This is a genomic window from Aeromonas sp. HMWF014 (assembly GCF_963878295.1).
GTDB lineage: Bacteria > Pseudomonadota > Gammaproteobacteria > Enterobacterales > Aeromonadaceae > Aeromonas > Aeromonas popoffii.
The window spans coordinates 1-7,278 of the sequence record NZ_CAWNYS010000395.1 but is presented as its reverse complement, the minus strand read 5'-3'; the positions used below and the strand labels follow the sequence as shown (position 1 = coordinate 7,278).

Here is a 7,278-nt window from a genome sequence, read left to right as displayed (position 1 = left end):
GTTCCCCACTTTGCAGAAAAAATAACCAACCCTTCCCCTTGAAATAGCCCGTACGGGCCTCATCTTTCATCTCAGAAAGTTATGTTGTTTGCCGCACGAGCGGCGTCTGTCTGAAAGGGGGAGCGCGATGCGCCTCGATCGCCTGACCAGCAAATTCCAGGTTGCTATTTCCGATGCCCAGTCCCTTGCACTGGGTCGTGATCACCAATTTATCGAACCCGTCCATCTGATGACTGCGCTGGTCAATCAGGACGGTGGCTCCATTCGTCCACTGCTCACCCTGACCGGGATGGACATCAATGCCCTGCGCTCTCGCCTCGGTGAAGAGTTGGATCGGCTGCCCAAGGTGAGTGGTGTGGAGGGCGACGTGCAGCTCTCCAATGGTTTGGGTCGCCTGCTCAACGTCTGTGACAAGCTGGCTCAGCAGCGCAAGGATCAGTTCATCTCATCCGAGCTGTTCGTGCTGGCGGCCCTCGACGAGAGGGGCAACCTGGGCGAGCTGCTGCGTGCCCAGGGCCTGAGCAAAGAGAAACTTGAAACCGCCATCGACAAGGTGCGCGGTGGCAGAAAGATCGAAGATGCCAACGCCGAGGAGAATCGCCAGGCGCTGGAAAAATACACCATAGACCTCACGGAACGGGCCGAGCTCGGCAAGCTGGATCCGGTGATCGGTCGCGATGAAGAGATCCGACGTACCATCCAGGTGCTGCAACGCCGTACCAAGAACAACCCTGTGCTGATCGGTGCCCCCGGCGTCGGCAAAACCGCCATCGTCGAAGGGCTGGCCCAGCGCATCATCAACGGCGAAGTGCCGGAAGGGCTCAAGAACAAGCGGGTGCTATCGCTCGACATGGGCGCCCTGGTAGCCGGAGCCAAGTACCGTGGCGAGTTTGAAGAGCGGCTGAAAGCCGTGCTGAGCGATCTGGCCAAGGAGGAGGGCAACGTCATCCTCTTCATCGACGAGCTGCACACCATGGTCGGGGCCGGTAAGGGCGAGGGGGCCATGGACGCGGGCAATATGCTGAAACCTGCGCTGGCCCGTGGCGATCTGCACTGCGTCGGGGCCACCACCCTGGACGAGTACCGCCAGTACATAGAGAAGGATGCAGCCCTCGAGCGTCGCTTCCAGAAGGTGCTGGTGGAAGAGCCGAGCGTGGAAGACACCATCGCCATCCTGCGCGGCCTGAAGGAGCGTTACGAGCTGCACCACCATGTGCAGATCACCGACCCCGCGATTGTGGCGGCGGCCCAGCTGTCGCACCGTTATATCGCCGACCGTCAGTTGCCGGACAAGGCCATCGATCTCATCGACGAGGCGGCGGCCAGCATCCGGCTGCAGATAGACTCCAAGCCCGAGTCACTCGATCGGCTGGAGCGGCGCATCATACAGCTCAAGCTGGAGCAGCAGGCGCTGATGAAGGAGGATGACGACGCCAGCCGCAAGCGGCTCGATCTCATCAATCAGGAGATCGGCGAAAAGGATATGGAATACAACGAGCTGGATGAGGTGTGGAAGGCCGAGAAGGCTGCCCTCGCCGGTACCCAGTACATCAAGGCGGCACTGGAGCAGGCCCGTCAGGATCTCGACGTGGCACGCCGCGCCGGCGATCTCGGTCGCATGTCAGAGCTGCAATATGGTCGCATTCCCGAGCTGGAGAAACAGCTGGATCTCGCCACCCAGGCCGAGATGCAGGAGACCAGCCTGCTGCGCAACCGGGTCACAGACGTGGAGATAGCCGACGTGCTGGCCCGTGCAACCGGCATTCCGGTGGCCCGCATGCTGGAAGGGGAGCGCGACAAGCTGCTGAGGATGGAAGAGCAGTTGCACAGCCGGGTGATTGGTCAGGAGGAAGCGGTTGAAGCGGTTTCCAACGCCATTCGCCGCTCCCGTGCCGGACTCTCGGACCCGAACCGCCCCATCGGCTCTTTCCTGTTCCTGGGGCCCACCGGGGTGGGCAAGACTGAACTGTGTAAGGCGCTGGCCGAGTTCCTGTTCGATACCCAGGACGCCATGGTGCGGATCGACATGTCCGAGTTCATGGAGAAGCACAGCGTGGCCCGTCTGGTGGGTGCACCTCCCGGCTACGTGGGCTATGAGGAGGGGGGTTATCTGACCGAGGCGGTACGCCGTCGCCCCTACTCGGTGATCCTGCTCGACGAAGTGGAGAAGGCGCACCCGGATGTGTTCAATATCCTGTTGCAGGTGCTCGATGATGGCCGCCTGACCGATGGCCAGGGTCGTACCGTCGATTTTCGCAACTCTGTGGTGATCATGACCTCCAACCTCGGCTCGGATCTGATCCAGGAGCACCACTCCGAGAAGGATTACGACGAGATGAAGGCCATGTTGATGGAGGTGCTGACCCGCAGTTTCCGACCGGAGTTTATCAACCGGATCGACGAGACAGTGGTGTTCCATCCCCTCGACGAGGCTCACATCAAGTCCATCGCCCGCATCCAGCTCAAGAGCCTGATGGGCCGCCTGGAGGCCCAGGGTTACGAGGTGTCGGTGAGCGAAGCGCTGCTCGAGAAGCTGGTACACGCCGGGTTCGACCCCGTCTACGGGGCGCGGCCCCTCAAGCGGGCAATCCAGCACAAGGTGGAGAACCCGCTGGCCCAGGCGCTGCTCTCCGGTCGCATCGTCCCCGGCAAGAAGTTGCTGCTGGGGGCCGACAGCAACGGCTTGACCATGACCCAGTAACCGATCTCGTAGCGATGTTTGCAACGCCAGCCCTCGGGCTGGCGTTGTCATATCTGGCGGCGGTGATTCGGAGGCAAAAAAACGGCAATCCGAAGATTGCCGGGAGGAATGTAGTAACGCGACCTTGCGTGGGTTGAGCGGGTCGCAGGGGCAAGCCCCGGTTTCGCAGAGGGTCAGGGTGACCCTCTCCTTACAGCATGCCCGTGATGCGCTCTTTCATCCCGGGCGGCCACACACCTGTCAGGTCTGACCTGCGTGCCACAGCTCGCAGGTCAGACCCATTGAATTATCTTGCTTACAGCATGCCCGGCACGGCGGCCTTCATCTCGGTGGACCAGACGCCGACCTGTGTCTGTTTGTCGATATGCTCCTTTACGAGAAAACCGGCTTACAACATGCCCGGGATGGCGGCCTTCATCTCGGGGGACCAGACGCCGACCTGTACCTGACCGATATGCTCTTTTTGCAGCAGCAACATGGCTAGACGGGATTGGCCTATGCCGCCGCCTATGGTCTGTGGCATCCGTGCTGCCAGCAGATCCTGATGCCAGTCGTATTGCAGGCGATCTTCATCGCCGGTGATGGCGAGCTGGCGGCGCAGGGCCTCGGCGTCCACCCGGATCCCCATGGAGGAGATCTCGAAACTGTCTTCCAGCACCGGGTTCCACACCAGGATGTCGCCGTTCAGGCCAGCCAGACCCAGCTCGCTGTGGCTGCTCCAGTCGTCATAGTCAGGGGCGCGTACATCGTGGCGCTCGCCGTGGGAGAGGGCCCCGCCGATACCGATCAGGAAGACGGCACCCAGCTCCTTGGCGATGGCGCGCTCGCGCCCCTTGGCGTCGAGATCCGGGTAACGGGTCAGCAGCGCTTCGCTGTGCAGGAACTGGATCTCGTTTGGCAGGAAGGGGGTCAGCTCGTGTTCGGCACAGACGGCCCGCTCGGTGGCCTTGATGGCAGCCCAGATGCCGCGCACCGTCTCCTGCAGATAGGCCAGATCGCGGCGCTCGCTCGGCATCACCTTCTCCCAGTCCCACTGATCCACGTAGACAGAGTGGATGGGGGTCAACTTGTCTTCGTCCGGACGCAGCGCCTTCATGTGGGTGTAGATACCCTCACCCGGGCCAAAGCCGAAGCGGCCCAGGGTCTGGCGCTTCCACTTGGCCAGTGAGTGCACCACCTCGTAGCTGTGTTCGGGGAGTGTCTTCACCTTGACCTGCACCGCATTCTCGTGGCCAGAGAGGTTGTCTTGAGTGCCATCACCGACCCGGCTCAGAATGGGGGCTTGCACCTCCATCAGACCCAGTTGCTGGGCGAGTTGGCGGGAGAACATCTCTTTGACGAAGCTGATCTGTTGTTGGCTGCGAATGTAGTGCTGTTTCATGCTGAATACCTGTCTCAAATTCGTTGGATGTGACGATTCTTCAACAGATTGCCAAGTAAATTCAACATTCGTTAATAGAAATAGGCTTTGCGTGTTTTTTTCTTCAAAATAAAGCCGTCGTTAATGAGATATCGTCAAAGGGAGTGCAAAAAAGTGTCGGAAAATTATCGGATCGATAATCTCGATCAGGCCATCCTCACCGCCCTGATGGACAATGCGCGGATCCCTTACGCCGAGTTGGCCAAACAGCTGGCGGTCAGCCCGGGCACCATTCATGTACGGGTGGAGAAGATGAAGCAGGCGGGGATCATCGAGGGTACACGGGTGCAGGTGAACGCGAAGAAGCTGGGCTATGACGTCTGCTGCTTCATCGGCATCAACCTCAAGAGCGCCAAGGATTATCCTTCGGCGCTGGCCAAGCTGCAGGCGCTGGATGAGGTGGTGGAAGCCTACTACACCACTGGCCACTACAGCATCTTCATGAAGGTGATGACCCGCTCCATCGACGAGTTGCAGACTGTGCTGATCCACAAGATCCAGACCATAGACGAGATCCAGTCTACTGAAACCCTGATCTCGTTACAGAATCCGATCCTGCGCGATGTGAAGCCCTGAAGCCTATTGCGCCGCAATATCCATGTCACATGCGAAGCGCGCATTTCGCTGCAGCATCCGATAGTGAGAGACGTGAAACCTTGATGAAAGAGTCTGACTGTCGGATCAGGGCGCGATATAGGGGATGCCGTACTTGTCGTAGATGGCCTTGAGCCGGCCATCCCGCTTCATGTGCAACAGCTCGGCATCGTAGGCCGCCATCAGGGCCGGGGTGCCGGCATCGGCGCGGGCCCTGGTCCAGACGGTGTAGTAGGGGCTGGTCTTGAGGGGCTTGGGCAGGTAGTCGAGCTTGCCCTCCAGCCCCACCTCTTTGATCTGGGCGAAGGCGGTGACCAGCGGCATGGGCACGGCATCGATACGTCCGGCGTTCAGCTTGCGCAGTTGCAGCTGGTTGATGGGGATCTCCTGGAAGTGATATGCCGGATCGGCCAGGGCCGCCGTCAGTTCAGGGGTGTAGGAGAAGTCTTTGGTGACGCCGATGCGCCAGGGTTTGAGATCGCTCAGGGTGTCGTAGTGGATCTTCCGCATATCGGCCTTGCGCACGAAGAAGTGCCAGCTATGGCGCAGATGAGACTGCTTTGGGTAGAGCAGATAGCTCTCTCGCTCCGGCTTGTAGGAGTGGGTCATCACCAGGTCATACACGCCGGTTTCGGCATTACGGGTGAGGCGGGCGCCCGAGTCGGTCAGCTCGATCCTGATGGGGATCTTGAGCTTGCCGAAGATGGCGGTGACCATGTCCACATCCAGTCCACAGGGGCGGGCCTGGTCGTCCAGAAATTTCAGCGGTGGTTCCAGCGTGCCACCTATGACCAGTTCTTTGGCCTGGAGCCAGAGGGGAAGCAGCAGGCAGAGCAGAATGAACCTTCGCAAACAACATCTCCTGCCCTGAATAGGGAACCGTCCACGGGCATAATTCAAGTATAATGGCCCGGATATTCAACAGAGACGACCCCGGATGGCAAATCCTGAAATCGAAAGTCAACTGGACGGTATCGACAGGTTGTCGGTCTGCCTCTATCGCCTTGGCCTGAGTCTGGCAGCTTTATTACTGGTATGTCGAGGGGCCAGCCTGCTGATTGGGCAGGATTTTTTACCGCCAGCGATCTGGCTGGTGGCCATGGTGGTGGCGAGCGGGGTGTGCGGACTCTGTCTGCATATCTATGACAAGCGTATTCGCTTCATTTTGCAGGTGATGGCCTGGGGCGGCCTGATACTGAGCGCCAGCGGGGCGCCGGACATGCTGGTGCTGGGGGCTGCGCTGGCCACGCTTTCCGGCCTGGCCTTCAAGGAGCAGTTCTGTTTCGCCATTCCTGGCATCAAGGCGGTTCCCCTGTTGCTGCCATTGTTATGGGGGCTGGAATGGGCCCGGCTCGACTGGGCCGCCGCGCCGGTTTCCCTAGCGTGCGGCCTGCTGCTCTGTCTGCTGAGTCTGGCCAAGTGGCGCATGCCTCTGCACTTTGATATTGGTGACAAGGGGCGCTACCAGAGCTAGGTCTGCTGGCAGCCTTTCATCTGCTGATTGAGGGCCTGCATCACCTGATGGCGGCTGATGATACCGAGCACCTTGCCCCCTTGCAGTACCGGATAGATCTTGGGCTTGGCCTCGCTCATCTGGCGCGCCAGGTCCACTATGCTGTCGTCCGGGGCGACCGAGAGCGGCGTGTGGCTCATGAGGTCTTCCACCCGGGTGCGGGTGTCGCAGTGGTAGCTGCCGGTGAGCAGACTGGGAATGCAGTCCTGCTCGGAGAGAAAACCGATCAGCCGTTTTTGCTCGTCCAGCACCGGCAGGCCGCTCAGCCCGGAGTGGTGCAGCTTGTCCAGCGCCTCGGCCAGGCTGAGTCGCGGGGTGAGGGAGTGGGTCAGGCGGCTCATGTGATCGCGGATCTGCAGCATATGGGTGGCTCCAAAAGGGGTAAAGTGGTGTCACTATGGCCGCAGGACGGCGAGCGGGGCCAATGGCTTGTGCCGTGGAGATTGATAGGCACGGCCTTGCCACGGGTCGGCAAGCAATGACAAAAGGAGAGGTTATGCGTGCATTGGTGACAGGGTGTGGCCGCCGGCTCGGTTTTTATCTGTGTGAACAGCTGGTGGCGGCCGGCTGGCAGGTGACGGGCAGTTATCGCAGCGAGCGGCCCGAGCTGGCCAGACTGGCGGCGCTCGGGGTCGAGCTGGTGCAGGCGGATTTCGCTCGTGAAGAGGAGGTTGGCAGGCTGATCGAGGCGCTGGCCGCCCATCAGGATCTGGCGCTGGTGATCCACAACGCCTCGGCTTTCGAGCCCCAGGCGGCGGATCCGGCGGCGCAACTGGCCCAGTTCGAGCAGTTTTATCGTGTGCACATGGCGGCACCCTTCCAGCTCAACCGGGCGCTGGCGCCCCGGTTGGCCAGCCATGGCAATGCCAGCATCATCCACATCACGGATATCTACATTCACGCCCCGGCCCCCCAGTTTGCCAGCTATGTGGCCACCAAGGCGGGAGCCCACTCCCTTGCCATGAGCTTTGCCCGCGAACTGGCGCCTGCCATCCGGGTCAACACCATAGAGCCTGGCCCCATACTGTTTCTCGACGAACATGGTGACGC

The 7,278-nt window shown here is 60.6% G+C and carries 7 protein-coding genes; 4 read left to right on the top strand and 3 right to left on the bottom strand.

Features of this window, described 5'->3' with window-relative positions:
• The first annotated feature begins 127 nt into the window (after positions 1-127).
• Complete coding sequence (gene clpB, locus AAC083_RS16070; protein ID WP_108537129.1) at positions 128-2,701, top strand: ATP-dependent chaperone ClpB; 2,574 nt, start codon at positions 128-130, stop codon at positions 2,699-2,701.
• 388 nt (positions 2,702-3,089) lie between these two features.
• Here the strand turns inward: clpB and asnA are convergent, their stop codons facing one another.
• Entirely contained in the window at positions 3,090-4,082 is a 993-nt protein-coding gene (gene asnA / locus AAC083_RS16065) for an aspartate--ammonia ligase (RefSeq protein ID WP_108537128.1), read from the bottom strand.
• 153 nt (positions 4,083-4,235) lie between these two features.
• Between asnA and asnC the strand changes: the two genes are divergently transcribed.
• On the top strand, positions 4,236-4,697 hold the full coding sequence (asnC, locus tag AAC083_RS16060; RefSeq protein WP_042035982.1) for a transcriptional regulator AsnC: 462 nt from the start codon (positions 4,236-4,238) through the stop codon (positions 4,695-4,697).
• A 105-nt stretch (positions 4,698-4,802) separates the two neighbouring features.
• Here the strand turns inward: asnC and AAC083_RS16055 are convergent, their stop codons facing one another.
• Positions 4,803-5,567, bottom strand: a complete 765-nt coding sequence (locus AAC083_RS16055; RefSeq protein WP_108537127.1) for a substrate-binding periplasmic protein — start codon at positions 5,565-5,567, stop codon at positions 4,803-4,805.
• An 85-nt stretch (positions 5,568-5,652) separates the two neighbouring features.
• Here AAC083_RS16055 and AAC083_RS16050 point away from each other — a divergent pair, with 85 nt between their 5' ends.
• On the top strand, positions 5,653-6,189 hold the full coding sequence (locus AAC083_RS16050) for a DUF2301 domain-containing membrane protein (protein WP_042035984.1): 537 nt from the start codon (positions 5,653-5,655) through the stop codon (positions 6,187-6,189).
• Here AAC083_RS16050 and AAC083_RS16045 read toward each other — a convergent pair.
• On the bottom strand, positions 6,186-6,590 hold the full coding sequence (locus AAC083_RS16045; protein WP_108537126.1) for a CBS domain-containing protein: 405 nt from the start codon (positions 6,588-6,590) through the stop codon (positions 6,186-6,188). The genes AAC083_RS16050 and AAC083_RS16045 overlap by 4 nt on opposite strands.
• A gap of 134 nt (positions 6,591-6,724) precedes the next feature.
• On the opposite strand from AAC083_RS16045, the gene AAC083_RS16040 reads away from it, so the two are divergent.
• The coding region (locus AAC083_RS16040; protein ID WP_108537125.1) for an SDR family NAD(P)-dependent oxidoreductase at positions 6,725-7,278 on the top strand (554 nt) is incomplete at its 3' end.

What these genes read in the sequence shown, in the direction of transcription:
- AAC083_RS16050 (WP_042035984.1), top strand. Translation starts at nt 5,653, where the DNA reads ATGGCAAATCCTGAAATCGAAAGTCAACTGGACGGTATCGACAGGTTG.
- clpB (WP_108537129.1), top strand. Translation starts at nt 128, where the DNA reads ATGCGCCTCGATCGCCTGACCAGCAAATTCCAGGTTGCTATTTCCGAT.
- asnA (WP_108537128.1), bottom strand. Translation starts at nt 4,082, where the DNA reads ATGAAACAGCACTACATTCGCAGCCAACAACAGATCAGCTTCGTCAAA.
- AAC083_RS16045 (WP_108537126.1), bottom strand. Translation starts at nt 6,590, where the DNA reads ATGCTGCAGATCCGCGATCACATGAGCCGCCTGACCCACTCCCTCACC.